This is a genomic window from Micromonospora sp. CNZ280 (genome assembly GCF_011759515.1).
Genome location: NZ_JAAOYP010000005.1, coordinates 628194 through 652735, shown reverse-complemented (window position 1 = coordinate 652735; position 24542 = coordinate 628194). Strand labels below are relative to the sequence as shown.

General features: G+C 74.0%; 23 protein-coding genes. 17 read left to right on the top strand and 6 right to left on the bottom strand.

From position 1 onward, the window contains the following. Positions 1–2 precede the first annotated feature (2 nt). The 8 genes from FHX32_RS33510 (at position 3) to FHX32_RS33475 (ending at position 8434) form a co-directional block, all read left to right on the top strand. Entirely contained in the window at positions 3–1211 is a 1209-nt protein-coding gene (locus tag FHX32_RS33510) for a CehA/McbA family metallohydrolase (RefSeq protein ID WP_167192043.1), read from the top strand. Continuing rightward, on the top strand, positions 1202–2113 hold the full coding sequence (locus FHX32_RS33505; RefSeq protein ID WP_208419656.1) for a TIM barrel protein: 912 nt from the start codon (positions 1202–1204) through the stop codon (positions 2111–2113). The genes FHX32_RS33510 and FHX32_RS33505 overlap by 10 nt, the downstream gene beginning before the upstream one ends. Beyond that, entirely contained in the window at positions 2110–3255 is a 1146-nt protein-coding gene (locus FHX32_RS33500) for a Gfo/Idh/MocA family protein (protein ID WP_167192041.1), read from the top strand. The genes FHX32_RS33505 and FHX32_RS33500 overlap by 4 nt, the downstream gene beginning before the upstream one ends. After that, positions 3255–6002: a glycoside hydrolase family 38 N-terminal domain-containing protein gene (locus FHX32_RS33495; RefSeq protein WP_167192039.1), complete on the top strand. Its 2748-nt coding sequence runs from the start codon at positions 3255–3257 to the stop codon at positions 6000–6002. The genes FHX32_RS33500 and FHX32_RS33495 overlap by 1 nt, the downstream gene beginning before the upstream one ends. Positions 6003–6258: 256 nt before the next feature. Continuing rightward, positions 6259–6576 carry a hypothetical protein gene (locus tag FHX32_RS33490; RefSeq protein WP_208419655.1) on the top strand — a complete coding sequence of 106 codons (318 nt, stop codon included), beginning with the start codon at positions 6259–6261 and terminating at the stop codon, positions 6574–6576. A gap of 114 nt (positions 6577–6690) precedes the next feature. Next, entirely contained in the window at positions 6691–7194 is a 504-nt protein-coding gene (locus FHX32_RS33485) for a winged helix-turn-helix transcriptional regulator (RefSeq protein ID WP_167192037.1), read from the top strand. A 54-nt stretch (positions 7195–7248) separates the two neighbouring features. Continuing rightward, positions 7249–7947 (top strand): SDR family oxidoreductase, encoded by a 699-nt coding sequence (locus FHX32_RS33480; protein WP_167192035.1) that lies wholly within the window; start codon positions 7249–7251, stop codon positions 7945–7947. A gap of 322 nt (positions 7948–8269) precedes the next feature. After that, the gene (locus tag FHX32_RS33475; protein WP_167192033.1) at positions 8270–8434 is read left to right on the top strand and encodes a hypothetical protein; all 165 of its coding nucleotides are present in this window, start codon (positions 8270–8272) and stop codon (positions 8432–8434) included. A gap of 104 nt (positions 8435–8538) precedes the next feature. Here the strand turns inward: FHX32_RS33475 and FHX32_RS33470 are convergent, their stop codons facing one another. The 3 genes from FHX32_RS33470 to FHX32_RS33460 form a co-directional block, all read right to left on the bottom strand. Further along, complete coding sequence (locus FHX32_RS33470; RefSeq protein ID WP_167192031.1) at positions 8539–8961, bottom strand: MmcQ/YjbR family DNA-binding protein; 423 nt, start codon at positions 8959–8961, stop codon at positions 8539–8541. A 213-nt stretch (positions 8962–9174) separates the two neighbouring features. Next, on the bottom strand, positions 9175–9768 hold the full coding sequence (locus FHX32_RS33465; RefSeq protein WP_167179506.1) for a hypothetical protein: 594 nt from the start codon (positions 9766–9768) through the stop codon (positions 9175–9177). A 696-nt stretch (positions 9769–10464) separates the two neighbouring features. Further along, a complete protein-coding gene (locus FHX32_RS33460) occupies positions 10465–11274 on the bottom strand; it encodes an SAM-dependent methyltransferase (RefSeq protein WP_167192029.1) in 810 nt (269 codons plus the stop codon). 289 nt (positions 11275–11563) lie between these two features. Between FHX32_RS33460 and FHX32_RS33455 the strand changes: the two genes are divergently transcribed. Beyond that, on the top strand, positions 11564–12790 hold the full coding sequence (locus tag FHX32_RS33455) for a helix-turn-helix domain-containing protein (protein ID WP_167192027.1): 1227 nt from the start codon (positions 11564–11566) through the stop codon (positions 12788–12790). 90 nt (positions 12791–12880) lie between these two features. Here FHX32_RS33455 and FHX32_RS33450 read toward each other — a convergent pair whose 3' ends face one another. After that, positions 12881–14794, bottom strand: coding sequence for a Xaa-Pro dipeptidyl-peptidase (locus FHX32_RS33450; RefSeq protein WP_167192025.1), 1914 nt, complete (start codon positions 14792–14794; stop codon positions 12881–12883). 315 nt (positions 14795–15109) lie between these two features. Between FHX32_RS33450 and FHX32_RS33445 the strand changes: the two genes are divergently transcribed. From FHX32_RS33445 to FHX32_RS33415, 7 genes are all read left to right on the top strand, one after another. After that, positions 15110–15964, top strand: coding sequence for a carbohydrate ABC transporter permease (locus FHX32_RS33445; RefSeq protein ID WP_167192023.1), 855 nt, complete (start codon positions 15110–15112; stop codon positions 15962–15964). Next, a complete protein-coding gene (locus FHX32_RS33440; RefSeq protein WP_167192021.1) occupies positions 15961–17259 on the top strand; it encodes an ABC transporter substrate-binding protein in 1299 nt (432 codons plus the stop codon). The genes FHX32_RS33445 and FHX32_RS33440 overlap by 4 nt, the downstream gene beginning before the upstream one ends. Then, positions 17259–18269: an ABC transporter ATP-binding protein gene (locus tag FHX32_RS33435; protein ID WP_167192019.1), complete on the top strand. Its 1011-nt coding sequence runs from the start codon at positions 17259–17261 to the stop codon at positions 18267–18269. Before FHX32_RS33440 ends, FHX32_RS33435 begins: the two co-directional genes overlap by 1 nt. Then, entirely contained in the window at positions 18266–19147 is an 882-nt protein-coding gene (locus tag FHX32_RS33430; protein ID WP_167192017.1) for a carbohydrate ABC transporter permease, read from the top strand. Before FHX32_RS33435 ends, FHX32_RS33430 begins: the two co-directional genes overlap by 4 nt. A 17-nt stretch (positions 19148–19164) precedes the next feature. Then, positions 19165–19632, top strand: coding sequence for a hypothetical protein (locus FHX32_RS33425; protein WP_167192015.1), 468 nt, complete (start codon positions 19165–19167; stop codon positions 19630–19632). A 143-nt stretch (positions 19633–19775) separates the two neighbouring features. Further along, positions 19776–20273, top strand: a complete 498-nt coding sequence (locus tag FHX32_RS33420) for a GNAT family N-acetyltransferase (protein WP_167192013.1) — start codon at positions 19776–19778, stop codon at positions 20271–20273. Between the two features lie 171 nt (positions 20274–20444). Continuing rightward, on the top strand, positions 20445–22832 hold the full coding sequence (locus FHX32_RS33415) for a sialidase family protein (RefSeq protein WP_167192011.1): 2388 nt from the start codon (positions 20445–20447) through the stop codon (positions 22830–22832). A 174-nt stretch (positions 22833–23006) separates the two neighbouring features. Here the strand turns inward: FHX32_RS33415 and FHX32_RS34740 are convergent, their stop codons facing one another. Beyond that, complete coding sequence (locus FHX32_RS34740; RefSeq protein WP_208419654.1) at positions 23007–23450, bottom strand: Rossmann-fold NAD(P)-binding domain-containing protein; 444 nt, start codon at positions 23448–23450, stop codon at positions 23007–23009. Between the two features lie 27 nt (positions 23451–23477). Beyond that, a complete protein-coding gene (locus FHX32_RS34735; RefSeq protein WP_208419653.1) occupies positions 23478–23810 on the bottom strand; it encodes a hypothetical protein in 333 nt (110 codons plus the stop codon). 84 nt (positions 23811–23894) lie between these two features. Between FHX32_RS34735 and FHX32_RS33405 the strand changes: the two genes are divergently transcribed. Beyond that, positions 23895–24308 carry a winged helix-turn-helix transcriptional regulator gene (locus tag FHX32_RS33405; RefSeq protein ID WP_167192009.1) on the top strand — a complete coding sequence of 138 codons (414 nt, stop codon included), beginning with the start codon at positions 23895–23897 and terminating at the stop codon, positions 24306–24308. Positions 24309–24542: the final 234 nt, after the last annotated feature.

The following is a 24542-nucleotide window of genomic DNA, read 5'->3' as shown; positions in this document are numbered from 1 at the left end:
ACATGGTCACGCACCGGGGCAGGTGGACCCTCCAGGACCGGGCCGACAACGTGCTGCGGTCCCTGCCGGTCACCGTCGCGCCCGGCACCGCCGCGCTCACCGTCCGGCTGGACTACCCGCGCGCGGCCGGGGTGCTCGACCTCGGCTGCGTCGGCCCGGCCGGCTTCCGCGGCTGGTCCGGCGGCGCCCGGGACGGCTACACGATCACCGCCGACTGGGCCACCCCCGGATACCTCCCCGGCGAACTGGAACCCGGCGAGTGGCAGGTGCTGCTACGGCTGCACCGCATCCCGCCCGACGGGCTGGCGTACGAGGTCACCGCCACCACCAGCAGCACCGCGCCACCGGAACCCGAGCCGCCGGCCGCGCCGCCGCGCCCGGACCGGCCGCCCCGCCGGGACCTGCCCGGCGTCGACGGCCGGCACTGGCTCGCCGGTGACCTGCACGCGCACACCGTGCACAGCGACGGCGCGCAGACCATCGACGAACTCGCCGCGCTCGCCGCCTCCCGCGGCCTGGACTTCCTCGCCGTCACCGACCACAACACCGTCAGCCACCACCCCTGGCTGCCGGCCGCCTCCACCCGCTACGGCATCACCCTGCTGCCCGGCCAGGAGGTGACCACCGACCGGGGGCACGCCAACGTCTTCGGCCCGGTGGACTGGGTCGACTTCCGCCGGCCACCGGACGAGTGGCTCGCCACCGCCCGGCGCGACGGCGGGCTGATGTCGGTCAACCACCCGCTCGGCGGCGACTGCGCCTGGCGGCAGCCGCTGGCCGACCGCACCCCGCTGGTCGAGGTGTGGCACTCCGGCTGGTGGGACCGCACCTGGGGCGCCCCGCTGGCCTGGGCGCGGGCGTGGCGGACGGACGTCGTACCGGTCGGCGGCAGCGACTACCACCGCCCCGGCGCCGACGCGCTGCCCGGCTCCCCCACCACCTGGGTGCTCGCCGACCGCGACGCGGCACCCGAGGACGCCGTGCTGGACGCGCTGCGCGGCGGCCGTACCGCCATCTCCGCCGACCCGGACGGGCCGCTGCTGCTACGCCTCGGCGACGAGCTGCTGGTGCTCGACGCCGACGGCGCGCTGCTGGCCTACCCGGACGGGCGGCACCGGCTGGTCCGCGGCGACCGGTGCCTGCTGCCGGCCGGCGACGGGCTGCACGTCCTGGAGTCCCACCGCATGGAGGTGATCGCACTGTGCAGCTGACCGGACGCACACGGGTGGCCGGCGCCCCCGTCAACTACGGCATCTACCAGCCCACCGGCGCACCCGTCGGCCCCGACGACCTGCTCGCGGCGCTGGCCGACGACGGCTACACCGGGATCGACTCCGGCCCGATCGGCTACCTCGGCACCGGCGAGACCCTCGCCCGCCGGCTGGACACGACCGGCATCGCGCTCGCCGGCGGCTGGGTCGACCTGCGCTTCACCGACCCGGCCGGCTTCGCCGAGGACCTGGCCCAGCTCGACGCGGCGCTCGACGTGTTCACCGCCGCGCCGGCCGGCGACCCCCGGTTCGCGCCCCGGCCGACCCTGGCCTGCCCCGGCAACCCGGCCCGGATGGCCCGCCCCGGCACCCCGACCGACCTGGCGTCGGCGCTACCCGCCGCCGCCTGGCCGGACTTCGCCGCCCGGGTGCAGCAGGCCGCCGACCGGTGCCGCGACCGCGGCCTGGAACCGGTGTTCCACTACCACCTCGGCACCGACGTGGAGACCGAGGCGGAGGCCGACCGGCTGCTCGACCTCACCGACATCGCCGTCTGCCTGGACACCGGGCACCTGGCGCTGGCCGGCGGCGACCCGGTGGCCGCGGTACGCCGCTGGGCCGGGCGGATCGGCCAGGTGCACCTGAAGGACGCCGACCTGGCCGCGCACGCCCGGGTCCGGGCGGCCGGCGGCGGGCTGATGGACGTGGTCGCCGCCGGCGGCTTCTGCGCCCTGGGCCGCGGCGACGTCGACCTCGCCGGGGTGCTCGCCGGCCTCGACGCCACCGGCTACACCGGCTGGCTGGTCATCGAGCAGGACGCCCCCGCGGACGGCCGGGACCTCGACCGGATCCGCGCCGACCAGCACGCCAACCTCCGCTGGCTGCGGGAGGCGCTGGGATGACCGAGCCGGGCAAGCGGATCCGGATCGCGGTGGCCGGGCTGGGCATCATCGCCCGCACCGTGCACCTGCCGCTGCTGCAACGCCGGGGCGACCTGTTCGAGATCGTCGCGTTGGCCGACCTGTCCCCGAGCCGGGTCGCCGAGCTGGGCGAGCGGTACGGCGTGGAACCGGCCCGCCGGTACACCGACGCGACCCGGATGGTGACCGACGGCGGCTGCGACGCGGTGCTGCTGGCCACCTCCGGCTCGCACGGCGAGCTGGCCGCGCTGGCGCTGCGCGCCGGGCTGCCGGTGCTCTGCGAGAAGCCGCTGGCGTACACGCTCGCCGAGACCGACCGGCTGGCCGAGCTGGCCGGCGGCGGCACCGCCCTGATGGTCGGCTACATGAAGCAGTACGACCCGGCGGTGGCCGAGGCCGCGCGGCTGCTGGCCGAGCTGGGCGGCGCGGAACGGGTGCACGCGGTGGAGGTGACCGTGCTGCACGCCGGCGGCGACCGGCAGCTGCGCTTCGCCAACCTGCCCCCGGCCCCCGGCGACGTGCCGGCCGAGGAGGCGGCCCGGTTCAGCGCCGCCGACCGGGCGCTGCTGGACGCCGCCGTCGGCACGGACCCGGACGCCCGCACCCTCTACCAGATCCTGATCAACAGCATCTCGCACGACCTGTCCCTGCTGCGGCTCTTCACCGGCGCACCGGCCAGCGTGGAGCAGGTGGCCACCTGGCCGCTCACCCCGGCCGGCCCGGCCGAGCCGTCGGTGGAGATCAGCGGGCGGCTGCCCGGCGGGGCCCGCTACGGCATCCGGTGGCTCAACCTGCCGGACTACCCGGCCTACCGGGAGACGGTCACCCTGCACCACGCCCGCGGCTCGCTGGAGCTGGTGTTCCCCTCGCCGTACCTGCTCAACGCGCCCACCACGCTGACCGTGGTGGACGAGCACGGCGGCGGCGAGCGGCGGGCCACGTTCCGGTCGGTGACCGAGGCGTTCGAGCAGGAGCTGGTCGCGTTCCACGCGATGGTCACCGGGGGCACCGCGCCGCTGACCGGCATCGCCGAGGGCGCGACCGACGTACGGACCAGCCAGCAGGTGGTACGCCGCTACGGGGAGCTGACCGGGGCGGCGATCGGCGGAGAGGCGGCGAGCTGATGACGCGACCGACCGAGATCATCGTGGTGCCACACACCCACTGGGACCGGGAGTGGTACGAGCCGTTCCAGCGGTTCCGGCTGCGGCTGGTGGCGCTGCTCGACGAGGTGTTCGACCGGATGGAGCGCGACCCGCGGCAGCGGTTCACCCTGGACGGGCAGCTCGCCGCGGTCGACGACTACCTGGAGGTCCGCCCGGAACGGCGGGAGCAGGTGATCGCCCTGGTCCGCGCCGGCCGGCTGGCGGTGGGCCCGTGGCAGATCCTGCTGGACGAGTTCCTCTGCTCCGGCGAGAACATCGTCCGCAACCTGGAACGCGGACTGGCCCGCAGCGCCGAGCTCGGCGGCGCCATGCCGGTCGGCTACCTGCCCGACATGTTCGGCCACATCGCCCAGATGCCGCAGCTGCTGGCCGGCGCGGGGCTGGCCCACGCCTGCGTGTTCCGCGGCGTGCCGGAGCGGATGCACCGCCACGCGTTCGCCTGGCAGGCGCCCGACGGCACCACCGTGCGCACCGAGTACCTGCCCGGCGGCTACGGCAACGCGGCCGGGCTGATGGAGGACCCCGCGCAGATCACCCGCCGGGCCGCCGACCTGGCCGGCAAGCTCGCCGACTGGCGGTTCGACGGCGAGGACACCCCGGCGCTGGCGATGTACGGCACCGACCACGCCGCCCCGGCGCCGGACGCGCCCGACCTGCTCGCCGCGGCCGACCTCGCCGACACCCGGCTGCGGCTGGGCACCCTCGCCGAGTACTTCGCCACCCAACCGACCACCGTGGACGGCCTGCCCGTCGTCCGGGGCGAGCTGCGCTCGCACGCCCGGGCCAACATCCTGCCCGGGGTGATCTCGGTCCGGGCCCACCTGAAGCGGGCGATGAACCGCGCCGAGCGGCGGGTCGAGCGGTACGCCGAACCGCTCGCCGCGCTCACCCACGACGCCTCCGTGCAGCGCTTTCTCGACATGGCCTGGACCCGGCTGATCGACGCCAGCTGCCACGACTCGGTGACCGGCTGCGGGTGCGACGAGACCGCCGAGCAGGTCGCCGCCCGCCTCGCCGAGGCCGACCAGCTCGGCCGGGCGGTCTGCGACCTGGTCGGCGCGCGGCTGGCCGCGACCGTGCCCCGGGACGGCTACCTGGTGTTCAACCCCACCCCGGCGGCCCGCACCGCGCTGGTCTTCCTGGACGTGGCGGCGCCGGCCGACGCCACCGTGGCGGTGGCCGGCGCCGGCGGCCGCGGCGTCGCCGCCCAGGTGCTCGACCGGGGCCGGACGCTGCTCGCCGACGACGTGGTGCCGGCGGCCGACCTGCCGGCCGTGCTCACCCGGGTGCACGGCCGCGAGCTGTACGGCCAGGAGGTCGCCGCCTGGTCGGTGTCGCCGGACGACGCCACCCTGACCTTCCAGGTGGCCCGGCACGGCGACCCGGCCTTCGACGTGGCGGACGTGCGGCTGGCGCTGGCGGCGGCCGGGCGGCACGACCGGTGGCGGGTACGCATCCTCGCCGCGCCCCGGGCCACCGTCGCCGCCCTGGTCGAGGTGCCGCCGCTCGGGCGGGCGGCGGTGCGGCCGGTGCCGCTGCCGGCGACGGCGGAGCCGCGCTTCGCCCCGGTGACCGTCGCCGGCCGCAGCGTCGACAACGGGCTGCTGCGGGTCGACATCGCCGAGGACGGCACGCTGGCGCTGACCACCCCGGACGGCGTGACGGTGGACGGCGTCGGCCGGGTGGTCGACGGCGGCGACGTGGGTGACAGCTACAACTACGCCCCGCCGGCCGCCGACGAGGTCATCGACAAGCCGCGCGCGGTGCGCACGGTGGTCCGCCACGACGGGCCGCTGGTCGCCGTCCTGGACGTGGTGCGGGAGTACCGCTGGCCGGTGGCGGCGGACGTCGACGCCGGTTCCCGCGCGGTGGACCACGAGGCGGTCACCGTCACCACCCGGGTGGAGCTGCGCTGCGGTGAGCCGTTCGCCCGGCTGCGCGTCGAGTTCGACAACCGCTGCGACGACCACCGGGTCCGGCTGCACCTGCCGCTGCCGGCCCCGGCCGACACCTCGTCCGCCGAGGGTCAGTTCGCCGTGGTCGAGCGGGGGCTGACCGCGGAGGGCGGCGGCGGTGAGGTGCCGCTGCCCACCTTCCCGGCCAACGGGTTCGTCGCCGCCGGCGGGCCGGACGGCGCGCTCGCGGTGCTGCTCACCCAGCCCACCGAGTACGAGCTGACCGACTCCGGTCGGGAACTGGCGGTCACCCTGCTGCGGTCGATCGGCATGCTGTCGCGTAACCGGCACGCGCTGCGCGACGAGCCGGCCGGTCCACAGCTGCCCACGCCCGAGGCGCAGTGCCGCGGCCTGCGCACGGTCGAGCTGGCGGTGCTGCCGTACCGGGGCGATTGGCACTCCGCCGGGGTGCTGGCGGCTGCCGAGGCGTACCGGCACGAGCTGCTGGCCTTCCCCGGCACGGCCGACCCGGCCACCGACCTGCCGGCGCCGGCGGTCGGGCTCGCCGTGGACGGCCCCGGCGTGGCGCTGACCAGCGTGCGGGACCGCGCCGGCCGCACCGAGGTGCGGCTGGTGGCGCAGACGCCGGCGGACACCATCGCCGTGCTCGGCGGCGCGGCCTTCCGCGCGGCGTGCCGGGCCGACCTGCTCGGCCGGCCGGGAAAGCCGCTGGAGGTCGACGGTGACGGGCTGGTCCGGGTGCCGATGCGGGCGTGGGAGATCGCCACGGTGCAGCTCGACCTGAGCTGATCCGGCGGGCCCTGCCTCGGCCGGGCCCGCCTCGGGTTCGGTGGCCTGACGGCCGAGCCGGTGTGGTCCGGACGACCCCGGTGCGGCTGCCCGGGCGGACAGCGACCGCCGGCTGTCCGGACCAGACTCTCGTCGGACAGCAGGACTTTCGGGCGAAAACAGCCTCATAACCGGCGCGGCGTAACGGTAGGAGGTTTCACCCGCGCGGAAACTGGTGAAGGTGGGCCCAGCACCTGCGCCCAAGGGGGGATCATTCGTGTCCGAAACCAGCCTCGACCGGTCCGATCAGCAGGCCGACCGTCCCGAAGAGGTGACCGACCCGCTGCTGTGGAAGTTGGCTCTGGAGGTGGCCGACGCCCACGAGCCGGACGGCGACGGCGGCTGCCGCAACCTGCTCTGCGCCGGCCAGCCCTGGCCCTGCGCGGCCTGGAACAACGCCCAGCACGCGCTGAGCGTGGCGCGGGCCGACGGCGCCCCGGCGGCGCCCGCCGGCGCGGAGGACCGCGAGCCGGCCACCGGCTGGTCCACCACGCCGCCCGCCCAGCGCCGGCCGGCCTCCCGGGTCGCCGCCTAACCGCGACGGAACCGATGCCGACCACCTGACCGGTGGTCGGCGTCGTCGTGTCCGGGCCTCCCGTGGCCTAGCTGGCTTTGGTTTATCTAAGTCAGCTACGGTAGCGTCGCTGGCATGACCGACGACCTGCTCGCCGACCGGGACTCCTGGCTGACCAGCACCTGCTCGATCGCCCGCGCCCTGGACGTGGTCGGCAACCGCACCACCCTCCTGCTGCTGCGGGAGGCGTCGCTGGGCACCCGCCGCTTCGACGCGTTCGCCCGCCGGGCCGGCGTCAGCGAGCCGGTCGCCGCCGCGCGGCTCCGGCAGCTCGTGGCCGACGGCCTGCTGGAGCGGTACCCCTACCGGGAGCCGGGCCAGCGCACCCGCGACGAGTACCACCTCACCCGCAAGGGCGCCGAGCTGCTGCCGGTGCTCACCGCGCTGCGCCAGTGGGGCGACGCCTGGGCCGCCGACGAGGCCGGGCCCGCCATCCGCCTCGAACACCACGACTGCGGCGCCGCCGTGCACGCGCGGCTGCGCTGCGACGCCGGCCACGACGTCGCCGCCGACGAGATCGCCGTACGCCCGGGGCCCGGCCTGCGCCGCGGCGACCCGGCCGCGCCGACGGCGCCCTGAACCCCCATCCCCGTCGCGTGAGAGCCACGCGCCGAAACAGCCAGGAGTACGCCCATGAAGATCGCCGGAACCACCGCCCTCGTCACCGGCGCCAACCGGGGCTTCGGCCGACACCTCGCCGCCGAGCTGCTCGCCCGCGGCGCCACCGTGTACGCCGGCGCCCGCAACCCGGACCGGGTCGACCTGCCCGGCGTCACGCCGGTGCGGCTGGACATCACCGACCCCGCCTCGGTCGCCGCCGCGGCCGACCTCGCCCGGGACGTCACGCTGCTGGTCAACAACGCCGGCTCGGGCACCGGGGCGGACCTGCTCGACGCCGACCTCGACCGGATCCGGCTGGAGATGGACACCCACTACTTCGGCACGCTGTCGGTGGTGCGGGCGTTCACCCCGGTGATCGCCGGCAACGGCGGCGGGTCCATCCTCAACATCCTGTCCGCGCTGTCCTGGGTGGCCTTCCCGCACGTCGGCGCGTACAGCGCCGCGAAGTCCGCCGAGTGGTCGATGACCAACACGCTGCGCGTCCAGCTCGCCGACCGCGGCATCCGGGTCGCCGGCCTGCACGTCGGGTACATGGACACCGACATGGCCGCCGGGGTCACCGGGCCGAAGTCCGACCCGGCCGACATCGCCCGGATCGCTGTCGACGGCATCGAGGCCGACGCGTACGAGATCCTCGCCGACGACGTCAGCCGGCAGGTGCGGGCCGGGCTCGCCGGCGGCGTGGCCGCGCTCTACCCGCAGCTGCCGTGACCGGACCTGGTGGGGTGGCCCACGCGCCACCCCACCCGGCCGGCTCACCGCACGTGGTTGCACTCCGGCAGGCTGTCCAGGTTGTTCGGCGAGGCGTCGTCGGCAGGTACGGCCGGCCCGTTCGCGGCCGGACCACCCGGATGGCGGCCCGCCCCGTGCCCGGCTCCTGCACGAAGAACGCGAACCGGCCGCTGCCGATCAACTCGATCGCCTCCGGCACCGGGATCAGGGAATGGCTCTCGTCGCCGTTGCGCCCGCCCAGCCCGACCGTCGTCCCGTTCACCGTCCGCACGCAGCTCACCCGCACCGGCACCGCCGCGTCGTGGTACTCGGTGTCGGCGACCAGCGCCACCTGCAACCAGCCCTCGCTGGTCACCGACGGCTGGAGGCACGGCAGCGGATGCTGTCCATCCTCCCGCCGGACGGCGGGAAGATCACCGGAGTGCACTTCGGGCCGCAACCGCCGGCACCGGTGCCGCAGCGGTGACCGTCGGGTGGCCCGCCGCTGCCGCACCGCCCGCCGCCGGGCGGCGCCGCACCCGAGCGGACCGCCTGGTCAGTACCGTCACCGATCCGCCAGTCAGCGCGGCGTCACCGGTCCGCCGGGGTGGGGCGGGGCACCTGCACGGCCAGCTTCTTGGGGGCGAGCCGGCAGTAGCTCTCGGTGAGCAGCTCGCCGACCTCGTCCCAGTCGACGCCATCGTCGAGGACCATGCCCAGCACGTCGGCGGCCCAGTCGGGCTTGTAGAACGGGTGGCCGCCGGCGACCAGGGCATGCACCTCGTCGACCGGCGCCCGGAACGTCAGCACGCACGTCGGCTCGTCGGTGGCCACGGCCCGCGCGTACTCCATCTGGTGGTCGGGGTCGACGGTGAGCACATGGGCGAAGGTGCGCCTGCGAACCCTCCACCGGATGCCCACCCAGGCCGGTTCCTCGTAGGCCTCCGGTAGGCCGCGGCAGATCGGTCGCAACCGGTCGAGGAACTCGGGCGGGACGTCGGCGGGAGCACTCACCCCGGCACGCTAACCCGACCCCCCGACACTCCCCGTACTCAAAGCAGGTGTCGTGTCGTGCCCGCTCGGGCGCGGAGTCCTGGCGGACGAGACGCCACTGGCCGGCGCCCGGTGGTGGGTGCCGGCCCTGCCGATGGTTGGTAATGCTGCTGGCCGGCACCCACGGGTGCCGGCCAGCAGTCCCCCTGTGAGGAAAGTGTTTGTTCGGTTGGGTCAGCTGTTCCAGTGCTCGGCGACGAGGTCGGCGGCCTGCTGTTCCCACTGGGCGTAGTGGTCCGGGTAGGCCGACACCTGCACGGTCTGCGCGGCCTTGGTCAGGGGCATGTCCTGCCACCCGTCGACCTGCTTGAGGCCCTTCAGGAACGCCGTGGTCGAGTACTCGGGGTCGGTGATCTGCTCCACCGTGCCCCACCCGCTCGACGGGCGCTGCTGGAACAGGCCCTGCGAGTCGTGGTCGTTGCGCTCGCCCAGGTGACCCAGGTTCTCCAGCTTCGACTCCTGCAGGCTGGTGGCGATGGCCACCACGGCGGCGCGCTCGTCCATGTCGGACGTCTTCGTCGCCGCGATGATCGCCTTCACATTCGCGACCTGCTCGTCGTTGAGGTCGATGCGCGACTGCTCACCCTGCACACCGTGCGGGATCAGCTTGCCCATGTCCGGCTTGTCAGCCTGCACCGCAACCGCAGCGACCGGCTTGACGGCCTCGACCGGGCCGGTGTCGGCGTGGGTGGCGGGGCCAGCGGCGATGCCACCGGCGAAAGCCAGACCAGCAATACCCAGAACGCTCTTCCGCATGATCGTGTTCATCACACAGCTCCTTCCGGGGGATAACGCCACCAGCCCAAGGGGGGCAGGCCGATAGGGCGCAAGCACCATCAGGCGCTCAGAAAGACTCGAGAGAAAACGTGGCACTCTGACCGGGCGGGGGGATACCCGTGGCGCCGGGTGCCCGGCCGACCTGCGGGGCAGGGGGTCGCCCTTCGCGGTGCCGGACTGTGTGCAACGACCGGCCGCCCACCATCATTCTGCGAACCCAGGACCCCGGGCCGGCCCTGCCGGCCGCGTGCCCCTGCTCGATCGTCCGCATGATGTAACGCCCCCGACCAGGCCCCGATTCCACCACCCGGATGCCACCGATCACACCCACAAACCCGACAAACACCCCACCGACCGCATCCCAGCAAACGCCCACCCCGGAGGCTGGGCAAGGTGATCAACTCCGGGTCAGCGGGGAGGGGGCCACCGAGGAACGAGCGGGATACCTCAGCGGCATATCGATGACTCAGAGGTATCACCCTCCCGGACAACACGCCTGGCCCCCGACGACACCGTGACGGCACGAACGGAGCTGGGCCACACTCCCAAACCGCAACCACCCACCCACCGCAAACGAACGAGGCGCCACCCCAATCGCAAGCGAACCGGGGCGCAGGGACCAAGCCCGACCCACGCCCAGCCGGGCACGACAGGCCAAACCCCGGGCCGAGCAACCGGCCGGAGCGTTCAGCCCTTGCGGGCGACCGCGCTGTACTCCGAGGTGGGCGTGGTGTCGTTGCCGTCCGGGCGCCACCGCGAGCAGGTGACCAGCCCCGGTTCGAGCAGGTCCAGCCCGTCGAAGAACCGGAGGATCTGCTCCGGGGTACGGACGCACATGGGGGCGGCGCCGCCGCTGTTCCACATCTCCACCGCCCGGTCCACGGCCTCCGGGCTGACCTCCCGGGTCGGGTGGGAGATGACCAGGTAGCTGCCGGCGGGCACCGCGTCCACCAGGCGCCGGACGATCGCGGCCGCCGCGGCGTCGTCGACCACGAAGTTCAGGATGCCCAGCAGCATGATCGCCACCGGCCGGGTGAGGTCGAGGGTGCGCCGGGCCTGCTCGAGGATGGTCTCCGGGTCGCGCAGGTCGGCCTCGATGTAGTCGGTCGCGCCCTCGGGACTGCTGGTCAGCAGCGCTCGGGCGTGCACCAGCACCATCGGGTCGTTGTCGACGTAGACGACCCGGGAGGTGGGGGCGACGGCCTGGGCGACCTGGTGGGTGTTGTTCGCCGTCGGCAGGCCGGTGCCGATGTCGAGGAACTGCCGGACGCCGGCCTCGCCGGCGAGGTGGCGCACCGCGCGGCCGAGGAACTCCCGGTTGAAGCGGGCGGACTGCACCAGCTCCGGCAGGAAGGCGAGCACCTGCTCGGCGGCCTCCCGGTCGGCGGCGAAGTTGTCCTTGCCGCCGAGCAGGTAGTTCCACAGCCGGGCCGAGTGCGGGACGCTGGTGTCCAGGGCGCTCGTCGCACCGCCGCTGGGGTTCGACACGTCGGTCACCGGGGCTCCTCGAAGTCGTCACTGCCGGGATGGCACAGCCTAGGTCCGTCCATCCCGGACTTCAACGCCGGGCCGCGGCACGTGGTCAGACCCCGGCCCTGTCGTCCCGCGGATTGGACGGCGCGTAACACGACCGATGCCCGGGCACGCTCACCGGACAAGGGCATGATCAGCTTTGGTCACCGTCCGAGCGGGGAGGAAGAGATCCGAGACAGCAGGCAGGACGCACGAGCCGGCCACCCGCCCGTCCGGGAGGCGGGCGACGCGGTCCGGGCGACCGGAGGAGCACATGCAGGGTGAGCTGCAACGCATCGTCGACGCACTCGCCGCCCACGCCGGCCGGCCGGCGTTGATCGAGGACCGGCGGCAGCGGGTCGTGGTCTACAGCGAGCACACCGGCGTGATGGACGACGTACGCAAGGCGTCCATCCTGCGCCGGCAGACCACGCCCGAGGTGATGGCCTGGTTCCGTGACGTCGGCATCATGGAGGCCCGGGAGCCGGTGCGCACCCCGGCGTCGGCGGAACTCGACCTGCTGCCCCGGGTCTGCGTGCCCATCCGTCACCAGGACCTGCTGCTCGGCTTCGTCTGGTTCATCGACCCGGACGGCACCATGGCCGACGCCGACCTCGAGGCGACCGGCCTGGTCAGCGAGCTGTCCCTGGCGCTGTACCGGGAGAACCTGCTCGGCGAGCTGGCCTCGCAGCGGGAGACCGAGGCGGCGCGTACCCTGCTCGCCGACAGCGCGGCGACCCGCGACCGGTCGGTACGGGCGCTGCGGGAGGCCGGCCTGATCGCCGGTGACGGCCCGGCCACCGCGCTCGTCGCGCAGCTGGTGACCGCCGGCCAGCCGCCCGACGAGGTTGCCCGGCTGGCGTTGGAGCAGGCGCTGGTGACCACCCGCCGCTGGATCGGCACCCGGGAGGCGCTGCACGTGGTGCGTGACGACCACGGGGTGCTGCTGCTCTGCGGTGGCCGGTTCGCCGGGCGCCCCTCCCCCGAGGCCGCCGCCAAGCTCCTCGACGACAACCTGCGGCAGGCCACCCGCGGGCTGAGCGCCGTCGAGCGCACGGTGGTGGGGATCGGCCAGGCCCGCGCCGGGCTGGTCGACGCCGTCGGGTCGTACGGGGAGGCGCTGCGCTCGGCCCGGGTGGGCGTACGCCTGCCCGCGCTGGGCCGGGTGGTGTCCTGGTCCGGGCTGGGCATCTACCGGGTGCTGTCCCGGCTGGACGGCCAACAGCCGGACATCTCCGACGTGCACCCCGGGCTGGACCGGCTGCTGCGCGAGCAGTCGAATCCGGTGCTGCTGGAGACCCTGGAGCGGTACCTGGACCTGGCCGGTAACGCGCACGCCACCGCGGAGCAGCTGCGGCTGCACCGTACGACCCTCTACTACCGGTTGCAGCGGATCGAGGAGCTCGCCGAGACCGACCTGAAGGACGGCAACGAGCGACTCTGCCTGCACCTGGCGCTGAAGCTCGGCCGGCTCACCGGCCGCTACCGGCCCGACGGCTGACCAGCCCCGCCCGTCGCGCGCCGGCCGACCGCCGGCCGCCGAGCGCGGCGCGGGCGGGGCGCCGGTGTCGACGCCCCGCCCGCGGACCAGCTACAGCCCCGCGGCGACCGCGGCGGTGCGGCCGCCGACCACCGGCAGCTCGATCCGGCTGCGGTCGAAGTGCACGGTGATCTCGGCCTGGTTCTGCTTGGCCCGGCTGCTGTAGCCGGAGTACGAGCCGAGCAGCACCACGCCGATCTGGTGGCCGGCCTCGAAGACGTAGTCCTCCGGCAGCAGCCGCACGTCGACGGCGTTCTTCTCGCCCGGCACCAGTGGCGTCGACACGCTCAGCGAGTCGAGGTTGAGCCCGTCGAGGATGCCCTTGGTGACCAGTTCCTGCGGGTTGCTGGCCACCGTCTTCTCGGTCTGCCGGTAGCAGGCCTCCTCGGCGTGCCCGCCCCAGGTGGCCGTGCCGCCCCAGCAGTCCTCGGCGGCGAGGGTGCGGATGCCGTCGCCGGAGGTGCTGAACCGGGCTCGGGTCCCGTAGTCGACGAGCAGCCCGGCGAAGCTGGTGTCCACGTCGTCCACCGAAGCGTTGATCTTGACGATCGGCGGGCCGGAGACGTGCAGCGGCGCCAGCAGCGGCCGGGACAGGAACACCAGCCGGTTCTCGGTGTTCGCCTGCGGGTCCGACGGGTGCCGGATGGCATTGGTCTGGCTCATCGACGGGGTGTCGCGGAAGCTGACCCGTGCGTTGCCAAGGTACGGGAGCACCGACAGCCCGCCGGCCGCCCCGTCCGTGCCGGGCTGGAGGAACACCTGGGTCGGCCGGGCCGCGGGCAGCGGCCAGTCGGAGTGCGTCTCCCAGACGTCCGGCGCCCGCTCGATGTCGACCATCGGCTCGGCCATGATGCCGTTGTCGATGCCGTGCAGCCAGTGGTCGAACCACCGGTGCAGGGTGTCCACCCAGGCGCCCCGACGGAAGTCGAACGGGTCGACGTGTCCGGTGCCGGTCAGCCACAGCTTGCGCGGCACGTTCCGCTCGGCCAGCGCGTTCCACCAGGTGCTGAAGTGGTCCGGCCGGACGTTGTTGTCGTTGATGCCGTGCACCACGAAGACGCTGGCGCGCACCTGGCCGGCGTGCGGGACGTAGTCCCGCTCGGCCCAGAAGTCGTTGTAGTCGCCGGTGGCGTCGTCGACCTGCTCGCCGAGGCGCTCCCGCACCGGCGCGCAGTACGCCCGGCGGGCCGGGTTGGTGACCGTGTTGGCCAGGCTGCCGGAGTAGTTGTTGGCCCGGGTGACCAGGCCGTTGCTGCGCGAGTAGTCGTACCAGCTGGAGATGGCGGAGATCGGCACGATGGTGCTCAGCCCGGCGACGCCGCTGGCGGCGGCCGCGTTCGCGAGGGTGCCGTCGTACGACTTGCCGATCATGCCGGTGCGGCCGTTGTGCCAGTCGGCGACGACCTCGCGCCCGGCGGCGTCCCGGCCCGGCCGGCGGCCGTTGAGCCAGTCGATCGCGGTCGGCGCGCTGATGTTGTCGGCGTGTCCGCCGGTGACCGGGCAGCCGGTCGAGTTGTTGGTGCCGATCATGTCCAGCAGCACCACCGCGTACCCGCGCGGCACGAAGTAGTTGTCGTAGAAGAGCGGCCACCGGTCGTTCAGGCCGTCCCCGTCGAGATCGCCCTTGCACTCCCCCTCGTTGCCCCGGCAGACCGTGGAGTAGTACGGGCTGGCGTCCATCACCACCGGGACGCGCAGGCCGTCGTCGCTGGCCCGGGGCCGGATGATGTCCATCGCCACCACGTCGGCCGCGCCGTCGGCGTCGGTGTCCACGTCGGAGGTGACGAAGACCCGCTCGCGGATCGCGTCGTCGTACCCGAACACCGGCTGGGTCACCCCATCCTCGACGACCGGCCCGAGGCGCTCGGCCGCCGGCTGCGCCGTCGCGGTGGCCGCGGGCAGGCCGACGGCGGTGGTCGCCACGACCACCACCGCCGCCCGCCACCAGGTTCTCCTGCTTCGCATCGTGCTCCTCCCTGTCGGCACCGGCCGTGGGCCGCCACGCCCGGTCCGGACGCGGTCACCGTGAGCACGGTGCTGTGATCGAACCCTACGAATGGGCGCGGTGCCGGTCATCGGACACGTGTGGGAGGTGCCGGTCGGCGACTCCTACGTCTGTCGCAGGCGATGCCGCCCCGGCACCCGGCCCGACGGCCGGTGGCACCGGCGCCGGCGGCGTCCGCGCGGTTCCGGCCGGTACGACAGGCGTAGGAGGCGACGGGGCCCGATTCCAACAGGTGCCCGATGATTCGCCGGCCCGACGGTCATAGGTTCGGCGGCGTGCGGTTGCCGGGTCGGGCCACGATCCCGCGGATCATCGGGCGTTTCGTGGTGCCGGCCCTGTTCGCGGCGCTGTTCGCCGCCCCGCTGTGGTTCATGGTGGTCGGCTCGCTGCGCCCCGCCGGCCTGCCCCCGCCGCGGACGCTCGAGGTCCTCCCGCCCGAGCCGACGCTGGCCGCGTACGCCCGGCTGCCCGAGCTGATCCCGCTCTTCCGCTACCTGGCGAACTCGGCGCTGGTGGTGGCGCTGGCCGTGCCGCTGACCGTGGCCGTCGCCTCGCTGACCGGGTTCGGGCTGCGGCTGCTCACCCCGACCGCCCGCCGGCGGGTGGTGCTCGGCCTGCTCGCGGTGCTGCTGGTGCCGGTCACCGCGGTGTGGGCCACCCGCTTCGAGCTGTTCCGGCTCGCCGGCGTGGTCGACACGTACCTGCCGCTGCTGGCCCCGGCGGCGCTGGCCGGCAGCCCGTTCCTGGTGCTGCTCTACGCCTGGAGCTTCGGCGGGGTGCCGGACAGCCAGTTGTGGGCGGCCCGGCTGGAGGGGGCCGGCTGGCTGACGGTGTGGCGGCGGGTGGCCCTGCCCCAGGTCCGTCCGGCGACCCTGGCGGTGGCTGTGCTCGCCTTCACCTTCCACTGGGCCAACTTCATCGACCCGCTGCTGTACCTGCATCGCGGCGACCGCTACACCTACCCGCTCGGCCTGCAGTTCCTGCGCCTGCTGAACCCCACGGACTGGCCGCTGCTGATGGCCGGCTGCGTCGTCGCGACGGTGCCGTGCGTGCTGGTGTTCCTGCTGGCGCAGCGGGTGCTGCTGAACGATGATCCACTGGCCGCACTGAGATCTGGAGGACGCAGGTGACGAACACTCGGGCGCGACGGTGGCTGGGCCTGGTCATGGCCACCCTGCTGGTCGGCTACGCCGCCGGCTGCGGCGGCGACGACCGCGCCGGGGACGCGTCGGGCATCACGGTGGTGCTCTTCGGCGACGCCGAGGAGATCTCCGGCTACCGCACCATGGTCACCGCCTTCGAGCAGGCCAACCCGGACGTCGACGTCAACCTCTCCCCGGTGGCCGGCCAGGACGAGCTGATGGCCCGGCTGACCACCGCGTTCGCCGGCGGCAGGCCGCCGGACGTGTTCCTGCTCAACTACCGCCGGTACGGCCAGTTCGCCGCCCAGGGGGCGATCGAACCGGCCCAGTCCTACCTGGAGCGCAGCGCGGTGCTCAAGGAGAGCGACTTCAGCCCGCGGGCGCTGGACGCCTTCCGGTACGACGGCAAGGCGCTGACCTGCCTGCCACAGAACCTCTCCTCACTGGTCGTCTACTACAACGCCGACCTGTTCGCCGCCGCCGGTGTGCCGCCGCCCAGGGCCGGCTGGACCTGGGACGACTTCCTCGCCACCGCCCGCGCGCTGACCCGGGACGGCCGCTACGGGCTGGGCGTGGAGCCGTCCGTGCCCCGGCTCGCGCCGTTCGTCTGGTCCAACCGGGGCGAGCTGGTCGACGACCCGGCCCGCCCCACCGCGCTGACGCTGCGCGGTGACCCGGCCACCCGGACGGCCGTCGACTGGTTCCTCGACCTGCAACTGAAACACCGGGTGGTGCCTTCGGACGCCGAGGAGCAGAGCGAGTCCAGCGAGGCCCGGTTCCTGCGCGGCACGCTGGGCATGTACCTGAACAGCCGGGTGGCCGTGCCGACGCTGCGCACCATCGAGGGCTTCACCTGGGACGTGGCGCCGCTGCCGGTCGCACCGGGCGGCGTGCCGGCATCGATCCTGCACAGCGACGCGTACTGCATGAGCGCCGGGCTGCCCGAGCACGGCGACGCCTGGCGGTTCATCGAGTTCGCGATGGGCCCGCAGGGGCAGAAGATCCTCGCCGAGTCCGGCCGCACCGTCCCGTCCCGGCTCGACGTGGCCAACTCCCCCGTCTTCCTCGACCCGGCCGCGCCGCCGAAGTCGGCGCGGGTCTACCTCGACGCCGAGCCGCACCTGCGGGCCACCCCACGCACCGCCACCTGGTCGCGGGTGGAGAAGGAGACCGGCACCCTGCTGGCGGAGCTGTTCTACGGCCGGATCCACCGGGAGGAGGGGCTGCGCCGGCTGGAGGAGCAGAGCCGGCAACTGTTCGCCCTGCCGGTCGGAGGGGGCTGATGAGCGGGCGCGGCGCGATCCGGCTGGAGGAGCTGACCAAGTCGTACGGGCGGACCACCGCCGTCGACGGCCTCGATCTGGAGGTACGCGCCGGTGAGCTGCTCACCCTGGTCGGGCCGTCCGGCTCCGGGAAGTCGACGGTGCTGCGGCTGATCGCCGGCCTGGACCGGCCGGACGGCGGCCGGGTCCTGGTCGACGGTCAGGACGTGGCCCGGGTGCCGCCGCACCGGCGGGCCGTGGCGATGGTCTTTCAGGACTACGCGCTCTATCCGCACCTGACAGTGCTCGGCAACCTGACCTTCGGGCTGCGGGTGCGCCGGGTCCCCCGCGCCGAGGCCGACCGGCGGGCCCGCGCGGCGGCCGACCGGCTCGGCATCGCCGACCTGCTCGACCGCCACCCGGACGAGATGTCCGGCGGGCAGCGGCAGCGGGTCGCGCTGGCCCGCGCCCTGCTCCGCGAACCCAGTGTCTACCTGCTCGACGAGCCGCTGGCCAGCCTGGACGCGCCGCTGCGCTTCGCCACCCGCGCCGACCTGCTCGCCCTGCACCGCGACCTGGGCACCACCACCGTCCACGTCACCCACGACCAGGCGGAGGCGATGACCCTCGGCGACCGGGTGGCGGTGCTGGACCGGGGCCGGGTCCGCCAGGTCGGGCCGCCGCAGCAGGTCTACGACGAGCCGGCGGACACCTTCGTCGCCGGCTTCCTGGGCAGCCCGCCGATGAACCTGGTGCCCGGCGGCGGGGTGCTCGGCGGCGCCGCCGGGCTGACCCTCGGCCTCCGGCCGGAGGACCTGGCGCTCGACCCGGACGGGCCGGTCGAGGCCACCGTCGACGCGGTGGAGGCGCTGGGCAGCGAGGCGGTGCTGCTGACCCGGTGCGCCGACGGCACCCGGTTGACCGTCCGCACCGGACCGCGTCCCGGCGTGCGCGCGGGCGACCGGGTCCGGCTGCGCCCCGACCCGGGCCGGATCCACCGGTTCGACGCCGACACCGGGCGACGCCGGTGAGCGGCGGCCGGAGTCGCCGGCCGCTGACCGGCTGGGCGTTCCTCGCCCCGTACGCGGTGGCGGTCGCGCTGCTGGTGGCGCTGCCGGCGCTGCTCAACGCCGGCTACGCGTTCACCGACCACACCGGGCTCACCCGGGACCCGCGGTTCGTCGGCCTGGCCAACGTGCGCCGGCTGCTCGACGACCCGTTCCTGCTGGACAGCCTGCGGGCCTCCCTGCTGCACGTGGCGCTGGCGGTGCCGGTGCGGCTGCTCGCCGCGGTGGGGCTGGCGCTGCTGCTCGCCGCGCCCCGCCCGGGCGGGCGCTGGTTCCGGGTCGCGGTCTACCTGCCGACCGTCGTGCCGGACGTGGCGCTGGCGGTGCTCTTCCTCTGGGTGCTCAACCCGTTGTACGGCCCGCTGAACCAACTGCTGGGCCTGTTCGGCCACCCCGGCTTCACCTGGCTCGCCGACCCGGGCACCGCCCGGCTGGCGGTGGTGCTGATGCTGGCCTTCCCGATCGGCGAGGGGTTCATCGTCGTGCTGGCCGCCCGCCGGCTGCTCGACGGCCGGCTGTACGAGGCGGCGGCGCTGGAGGGCTGCGGGCCGTTCGGGCAACTGCGCCGGCTCACCCTGCCGCTGCTGGCCCCGGTGCTGGTGCTGCTGGCCGTCCGGGACACCATCCTCACCCTCCAGGTGAACTTCGTCCCGGCGTACGTGCTGACCGACGGCCGGCCCGCCAACGCCACGCTCTACCTGCCGGTCTACATCTTCGACCAGGCGTTCGAGTTCTCCGGCTTCGCCTACGGCGCGCTCATCTCGATGGTGCTGATGGCGGTCACCGGCGTCATCATCACCGCGCTGCTGCTGATGGTCCGCCGCTGGCGGGTGCTGCGGTGAGGTGGCATCCTGCTGCGGTGAGACTCCGGGTCCTCGCGGTCGCCGCCATGGTTCCGCTGCTCGTCGCCTGCGGCGGACCGGACGCCCCGCAGGCGACCGGCCGGGGCCCCGGGATGCTGGCGAACCTGCCCAGCTGCGACCGGGTGGCGCTGGACACCGAGCCGGAGGTCGACGGCCGGGTCACCGGCCTGGTGCTGCCCGACGGCGCGCGGGTCACCTCGGTGGTGGAGCAGGGGGCCCTGACGACGGTCGAGGCCACCGTCCGGATGACCCCGCTGGACGTACGCGCCCACTACGAGGGCCGCGCCGACCTCGAACTGCTGCGCGTCGAGGACGAGGTCTTCGAGACCGAGGTGCTGACCCGGGCGCAGCAGCGGCGGATGTACCTGCGGGCCGCCGCGCTCTGCGCCGACGGCACCACGCTGACCGCGGTGGTGGGGCCGGACTCGGAGGACGCGGGGCTGCCGGAGTTCCAGAGCGGCTAGGACCCGCCTGCCGGATCACCTGGCCCGCAGGACGACCGCTGTGATGTGCAGGGGCGGCTCGGCGGAGGCGGGTCCTGTCGAGGCCCGTGGTCGCGCCGGTCCGCATGATCAACCCGCGCCGGTCCACGGTAGCCTCGGCTGTCATGAGCTGGCTACCTGACGACTTCGTTCACCCGGTCCACGTACCCGTGCCCGACACCGCGCTTCACCTGCGGCCGATTCGGGAGGCGGACGCCGCGCTCGACTACCCCGCCGTAATGGGCTCCCGGGAGCGCCTGTGGAAGATCTTCGGTCCGGCCTGGGGTTGGCCCACGGAGACGATGACCTACGACGAGAACCGCGTCGACCTGTTGCGGCACGAGAAGGAGATAGCCGCGCACCAGTCGTTCAACTACGCGCTGCTGGACGAGGATGAGACGGCGATCCTCGGCTGCGTCTACATCGACCCACCGGAGCGCACCGGCGCCGACGGCGAGGTCTCCTGGTGGGTGGTCGACGACCTGGTCGGCGGCGAGGTGGAGCGCGCGCTCGACGCGCTGGTGCCGCAGTGGATCGCCGCCGACTGGCCCTTCCGGCAGCCCCGTTGCCTGGGCCGCGACATCACCTGGCAGGACTGGCTCGCGCTGCCGCGCAGCTCCTGACGAGCGCGGGCGCCTGGCAGGGCCACGGGCACCGGCGGCCCGGCTCGACAGGTGTCCTAACCCGACCGCCGGAATCCCAACAGTTGCCTGGTGACGTGGCTCACCCCGCCCTCTAGCGTGCGACAGACGACTGACACCGGTCGTACCCGCACGTGGACAGGGAGATGCCGTATGAGTCCCAGCCTCGTCCGAGGTAGACGCATCCTGCCGGTGGCGGCGGTCCTCGCACTGCTGACCGCGGCCGCGTTGACCACCTCCGCACCGTCGGCGAGCGGCGAGCAGTCGCTGGCCACCAGCACCCCCACCGGCCCGATGGAGCTGCCCGCCGAGTGGATGACCGCGCAGCGGCTCAGCGACGGCGGCACCGACCTGTCCGCCGCCAAGTACGCCCGGGCGCGGGGCGAGGCGAACCAGCTCGCCGCGCACACCCGCAGCGTCTACCGGCACCTCGCCGAGCAGGAGTGGAACTTCTCCGGCCCGAGCAACATCGGCGGCCGGGTGGTGGACATCGCCGTCGACCCGCAGGTGCCCGACCAGGTCTTCATCGCCGCCGCGTCCGGCGGCCTCTGGCGCTCCGCCAACGCGGGGGCCACCTTCGAGCCCGCCTGGCCGGACACCTGGCAGCAGAGCATGGGCGCGGTCGCGATGACCACCGACGGCGTGCTCTTCGCCGGGACCGGCGAGGCGCAGCCCGGCGGCGGCTCGATCACCTTCGGCGGCGACGGGATCTACCGCTCCCGGGACCGCGGCAAGACCTGGCAGCACGTCGGCCTGGCCGACAGCCACGCCATCGCCCGGTTCGCCATCGACCCGAGCGACCAGGACCGGATCTTCGCCGCGGCCGCCGGCAACCTCTTCGTCCCCGGCGGCGAGCGGGGCGTCTACCTCTCCGACGACGGCGGCGACAGCTGGCGGCAGGTGCTCGCCCCGCCGAACCCGACCACCGGCGCCACCGAGGTGCTCATCGACCCGAGCAACCCCGCCCGCGTGTACGCGGCGATGTGGGACCACCGGCGCGAGCCGCACCAGCGCACCTACGGCGGCCCCGGCTCCAGCCTGTGGCGCTCCGACGACGGCGGTCAGACCTGGCAGCGGCTGACCAACGGCCTGCCCACCGACGCCGACCAGGGCCGCTGGGGCATCGCCCTCGCGCCGAGCGACCCCGACCGGCTGTACGCGTACGTCGGCACCGCGCTGGGCCCGTTCCGCGCCTTCTACCGCTCCGACGACGGCGGTGACTCCTGGACGCAGACCCCGGTCAACGCCAGCCAGGCGTCCCAGTCCACCTTCAGCTGGTGGTTCGGCAAGCTGTGGGTCGACCCCGCCGACGCCGAGCACGTCTTCCTCGCGGGGGTGAACCTGCGCCGGTCCACCGACGGCGGGCAGAGCTTCGGCAACGTCGGCGGCGTGCACGCCGACCAGCACGTGATGCGCTGGGACCCGAAGGTCCCGGGCCGGGCCTACCTGGGCAACGACGGCGGCTTCTACCGCTCGGAGAACAACGGGGTCAGCAACTGGGTCAAGTCGACCTACGAGCCGTACACCCAGTTCTACACGGTGGACGTGGCGCAGACCGACCCGGCGCTCAAGGTCGGCGGCGCCCAGGACAACGGCTGCAACCGCGGCTACAACGGCCCGGGCGGCCCGTGGAACCCCATCGGCTGCGGCGACGGCCTGCAGGTGATCATCCACCCGGAGAACCCGAACATCGTCTTCGGGTGCAGCCAGTACGGCTCCTGCTACCGGTCGGAGACCGCCGGCGGCAGCCCGCGCCAGTCGATCGGCGCGGGTCAGACCACCTCGGACCGGCGCAACTGGCAGACTCCGCTGCAGTTCGACCCGAGCGACCCGGACGTCATGTACTACGCCGGGAACATCGTCAACCGGTCCACCGACAACGGCCGCACCTGGACGGCGATCAGCCCGGACCTCACCGGTGGCGGTCCGAACGACCCGAACGGCTACCCGTGGGGCACCATCACCACGATCGCGGCCGCGCCCACCGACGGCGACAAGCTGTACGTCGGCACCGACGACGGCAAGCTGTGGTGGACCGACAACCTCGGGCAGACCTGGAACGAGGTCGACCCGGGTCAGCTGCCCGGCACCTGGGTGACCCGGGTGGCGGTGCACCCGAAGGACGCCGACATCGCGTACGCCACCTTCTCGGCGTTCCGCTCCGGCAGCGACCGCCCGCACGTGATGGTGACCCGCGACGGTGGCCGTACCTGGACCGACATCGGCCGGGGCCTACCCGACGCGCCGGTCAACTCGGTGGTGCCGACCTCGGACGGGCTGCTGCTGGTCGGCACCGACGTCGGGGTGTTCGTCTCGGCGTGGAACGGCGGCGGCTGGGCCGCGCTCGGCGCGGACCTGCCGGAGGCGGCCGTGATGTACCTGCGCTACCACGAGCCGACCCGGCAGCTGACCGCGGCGACGTTCGGCCGGGGCATCCACGACCTCACCGTGCCGCGCTGCCCGGCGGCGTCGACCAGCCTGCCGCTGCGGGACCCGGGCGTCGGCGTGGTCGGCGCGCTGGCCTCGTGCCGGGCGGGCTGACCCGGTAGCCCGGAGCGGGGGTGTGGACAACGGCGTCCACACCCCCGCTCCCGTCTCCCCCGGTTGTCGCGGTGATCGAGCGGGCACCCTCGGACCTTCTGCCATGACCACCAGTGTGTGGCCTGGCATCCCCGCCATCGGGTCTTCACGCCGTTGGCGGTCGCCGGCGAGGCTTCAGCTCGCCGCCGCCATCGCGATCGGCAGCGCGGCACGAGGCGGACGCGGCAGCAGATCGGCGAGGTCGCTGTCGGTGCCATCGAGGAAGCCGGCCGCCGTCGCGGAGTAGATCGACATCAGCATCGCCGGTTGGAACGGCAGCAGATCCGCGCCCGCCAGTGCCGCGCGCTGCTCGGCGAGGGACACCGGCTGGTAGGGCACTCCGAGCGCGTCGGCGAGGTCGGCGGCGGTGAGGGCGGCCGGGCCCGTCAGCTCATACGTGCGGTTGCGGTGCGCGTGCGGCTGCGCGGCCACCTGCACCGCGACGTCGGCCAGGTCCTGCCGGGCCACGGCGGCCAGCGCTCCCGTGCCGAAGGGCGCCCTGATCGCACCGGCGCCGGGAGCGGCCAACTGACCGAACAGCTCCGCGTACAACCCGTTGCGCAGGATGGTCCAGCTCAACCGGCTGTCGCGCAGGCGGCGTTCCGTCTAGCGGTGGGCCAGGGCGAAGGCCAGGTGGTCACCGGCCGCGGTGAGGCTGGTGTACACCACGTGTTCCAAGCCCTGCTGCTCCGCGGCGCTGATCACCCGGTCGTGCCGGGCGGTGACCAGATCGTCCTCGCCGTAGCCGGCGGAGACCAGCACCAGGGTGCGCACCCCGGAGAGGTCGAGTCCAGCCGGATCGTCGAAGTCCATCGCCCGGCCCAGCAGGCCGAAGCGGTCGGGGGTCCGGGTGCCGGCCGCCGGGGACAGCCCCCGGTCGACCAGCCCGGCGTGGATGAGTGAACCCAGGTGCCCGGAGGCACCGGTGACGAGCAGCATGGGGCAGACCCTTCCGGGGTGGTGATCATTGGGGACCAGCCCGATCGTGGAAAACCACCTCGGCGAGTGCAAGGAGGCACTTTCGTGTCAGCAGCGAACACCCAGGTAACCGACCTGCTGGAGCCCTGCGGGCTGCCCGAGCATCCGGACTGCGGGATCCGCGACGTCCTGGACCGCATCGGCGACAAGTGGTCGGTGCTGGCCGTCGCTGAACTGTCCGCCGGCACCCGGCGCTTCCGGGAACTGCAGCGGGGCATCCATGGGATCTCCCAGCGGATGCTCACCCTGACCCTGCGTCGGCTGGAACGCGATGGTCTCGTGCTGCGGACCGCGTTCCCCACCGTCCCGGTGACGGTGACGTATGAGCTGACTGACCGGGGCCGGAGCCTGAGCCAGCTCGTCCGGCAGTTGGCCGACTGGTCCCTGGCGAACAAGGCCGCGATCGCGCAGTCCCACCGGGAGTGGGACGTCGCACACCCCGGGGCGGAGGTCATCTGACCGACGGCCGCGTGGCGCGAGCCGGGTCTGTCGGTTCGCCGGGCCCCGCTTCGCAGGCGCGCCGGCGCGGACGGGGCGCAGTAGCACAAATGGGTGTTACCGGACGACGCCGAGCTTTCTTGTCTACCGTAGGTCCCGAGTCGGTCAGCGGAGAGCTGCCCCAGCCGCGCGGCCGGACGGCCCCGGAACGCGGGGCTGGTGGAGAACACCGATGGCTGGAGGCGATGCCGGTGA

Excerpts from the sequence above, each read along its gene's own strand:
- FHX32_RS33510 (WP_167192043.1), top strand. The coding sequence starts at position 3 with ATGGTCACGCACCGGGGCAGGTGGACCCTCCAGGACCGGGCCGACAAC.
- FHX32_RS33500 (WP_167192041.1), top strand. The coding sequence starts at position 2,110 with ATGACCGAGCCGGGCAAGCGGATCCGGATCGCGGTGGCCGGGCTGGGC.
- FHX32_RS33495 (WP_167192039.1), top strand. The coding sequence starts at position 3,255 with ATGACGCGACCGACCGAGATCATCGTGGTGCCACACACCCACTGGGAC.
- FHX32_RS33485 (WP_167192037.1), top strand. The coding sequence starts at position 6,691 with ATGACCGACGACCTGCTCGCCGACCGGGACTCCTGGCTGACCAGCACC.
- FHX32_RS33480 (WP_167192035.1), top strand. The coding sequence starts at position 7,249 with ATGAAGATCGCCGGAACCACCGCCCTCGTCACCGGCGCCAACCGGGGC.
- FHX32_RS33465 (WP_167179506.1), bottom strand. The coding sequence starts at position 9,768 with ATGAACACGATCATGCGGAAGAGCGTTCTGGGTATTGCTGGTCTGGCT.
- FHX32_RS33455 (WP_167192027.1), top strand. The coding sequence starts at position 11,564 with ATGCAGGGTGAGCTGCAACGCATCGTCGACGCACTCGCCGCCCACGCC.
- FHX32_RS33450 (WP_167192025.1), bottom strand. The coding sequence starts at position 14,794 with ATGCGAAGCAGGAGAACCTGGTGGCGGGCGGCGGTGGTGGTCGTGGCG.
- FHX32_RS33435 (WP_167192019.1), top strand. The coding sequence starts at position 17,259 with ATGAGCGGGCGCGGCGCGATCCGGCTGGAGGAGCTGACCAAGTCGTAC.
- FHX32_RS33420 (WP_167192013.1), top strand. The coding sequence starts at position 19,776 with ATGAGCTGGCTACCTGACGACTTCGTTCACCCGGTCCACGTACCCGTG.
- FHX32_RS33415 (WP_167192011.1), top strand. The coding sequence starts at position 20,445 with ATGAGTCCCAGCCTCGTCCGAGGTAGACGCATCCTGCCGGTGGCGGCG.
- FHX32_RS34735 (WP_208419653.1), bottom strand. The coding sequence starts at position 23,810 with ATGCTGCTCGTCACCGGTGCCTCCGGGCACCTGGGTTCACTCATCCAC.